Raw genomic sequence first — 1785 nt, 5'->3', positions numbered from 1 at the left:
CCCCTGCTGGAGGGGCTGCTGTTCCTGGTCGGTGTCGTTGAAGTAGCGCACGACCTCTAGGACTGCGCCGCCGTGTTCTTGTTCCTCGGCGGCCAGATGACTGGCGAGTTCGGCGATTCGGGCCGTGTGCGGCCGGAGCCTGTCCAGGACGCGGTTGATTTGCTCGTCGACACACAGGCCCGGCTCTCGACACACGATCTTCCAGGAGTGGCTCACCGGTCTCACTACGGGTTCCGTGAAACGGCTGCCGCGGACGGACACCTCATCAGGTTCGATGCCCAGCAGCGCGGTCATCTCCGCCGCGGAGGTGTGCTGGCTGAACAACGCGAAGTAGACGTACTGACGAAGAGGCACCCGGGGACGATATCCGTGGGATGGCGGCTGGTCCAGGGAGATTGGCCCGGAGCGAGGCGACGGTTCGGTGGTCATGCAACAGCGGATCAGCTGTCGGAGGCGACGAGTCCGTGACTGGTCAGGTCGGCCGGGAGGTCTTGGGCATCGACCGCAAGGCGTCGTGCGGCTTCGGCGTGCAGGTCTTTGCGCTCGCGCCAGTGGGGCGAGGCGAACAGGCCCGTCAGAGCGACGGTTTCGGGATAGGTAGCGAGTTCGATGCGGTCCTCGGTGGGGCGGTGGGGGTCTCCGTAGGCGTCCTCGGCGATGGCGTCCAGGCGTCGGGTCCAGCGCTGCTGGAGGGCGAGCGGCTCGGACGATCGGAACCAGTTGGCCGTGATCGTGCGGGCGCACTGGTAGTCCAGGGCGATGAAGGGGGCCGTGCTGCAGCGGACGAGCCTGCGGTGCCGCAGGTCAGCGTGGAGTATCTCGGGGAGCGCGTCCAGGTGGTGCTGGTCACCGCCGAGGAGCCAGCGGTGGTGCCGATGGCAGACCCCTTGGTGGTGCGGGGTGCTGCGGACGACGAGTCCGTGAATGCCATGACGGGCCATGCAGAGACGGCAGGCAGGTCGCTGGCGGGGCTCAGCCAGTTCTTCGATGGCCAACTGCTGGCGGTGCTGTCCGGGTTCGCGTACTTCGGCCAGGACCGGCATCGCTTGGATCAGCGTGGGAACGCTTTGGCCGGTCAGAGCCGCCAGCCGGGGCAGGGCGGCGGGGGTCCAGTAGCCGACACGGTTGTCGTCGCGCCGGTGGCGGCGGTTGGGGCCGATCAGGAAGGAGAGGTGGCCGATCGATAGGTGGTTGGCGTCGGCGAGGCGGTTGAGGTAGGAGCCGATCGTCTCGTGGTGGACGGGTGCCAGGGCGACGGGCAGGGTCCGCAGGCGGCTGTTCATGCGGTCCTTCTCGCTTCGCGGGTGCGGCGCTGGCGGGCGCGCGGGAGGTTCTGCTGTTCGGCACTCTCGTCGAGGTCGACGGCTTCCAGGCCGGTGCGGGTGATCTTCTCGGCGCCGTCCAAGATGGCGTCCAGGGCGGCTTCGCGGACCAGGTGGGACAGGCTGCCGATCATGCCTGCGGTGCGGTCGTGCAGGTAGGGGGCGAGTTGGAGGAGGGCGCCTGGGCGGTGGGCGTGCAGCCGCAGTGCGTTCTCCAAGGTGGCGACCAGGGCCTGCCAGGCCGCCTGCTCCTGCGGGGTCTTGTGTCGGAAGGAGCTGGTGGGGATGAGGCTGTAGCGGCTGGCGATCTGGCCGCCGCGTCGCCCGGCGAACAGGCCGGTGCCCTCGATGTCGACGCCGGCCAGAACGAATGTGGCGGGGATGCGCTCGGACAGGTACTTGATCTGGTCCGACGCCTCGGCGCCGATCCGGGTCTGGATGTCGAGATTGTGCAGTTCGTCGA

General features: G+C 68.5%; 2 protein-coding genes and 1 pseudogene. All 3 read right to left on the bottom strand.

Features of this window, described 5'->3' with window-relative positions; genetic code table 11:
- A partial coding sequence (locus tag AB0P03_RS40765; RefSeq protein ID WP_363633793.1) for a DUF4279 domain-containing protein occupies positions 1-354 on the bottom strand: 354 nt, incomplete at its 3' end.
- An 86-nt stretch (positions 355-440) separates the two neighbouring features.
- On the bottom strand, positions 441-1283 hold the full coding sequence (locus tag AB0P03_RS40760; protein WP_363633791.1) for a TniQ family protein: 843 nt from the start codon (positions 1281-1283) through the stop codon (positions 441-443).
- Positions 1280-1785: pseudogene (locus tag AB0P03_RS40755) on the bottom strand (ATP/GTP-binding protein); the annotation flags it as partial. The gene AB0P03_RS40760 and the pseudogene AB0P03_RS40755, both read right to left, overlap by 4 nt.

Origin of the sequence: Kitasatospora sp. NPDC088779, from assembly GCF_040685395.1 — a bacterium.
Classification (GTDB): Bacteria; Actinomycetota; Actinomycetes; order Streptomycetales; family Streptomycetaceae; genus Kitasatospora.
Note: the sequence above shows the minus strand (reverse complement) of the source record. Positions and strands in the feature narration are given on the sequence as shown.

What these genes read in the sequence shown, in the direction of transcription:
- AB0P03_RS40760 (WP_363633791.1), bottom strand. Translation starts at nt 1,283, where the DNA reads ATGAACAGCCGCCTGCGGACCCTGCCCGTCGCCCTGGCACCCGTCCAC.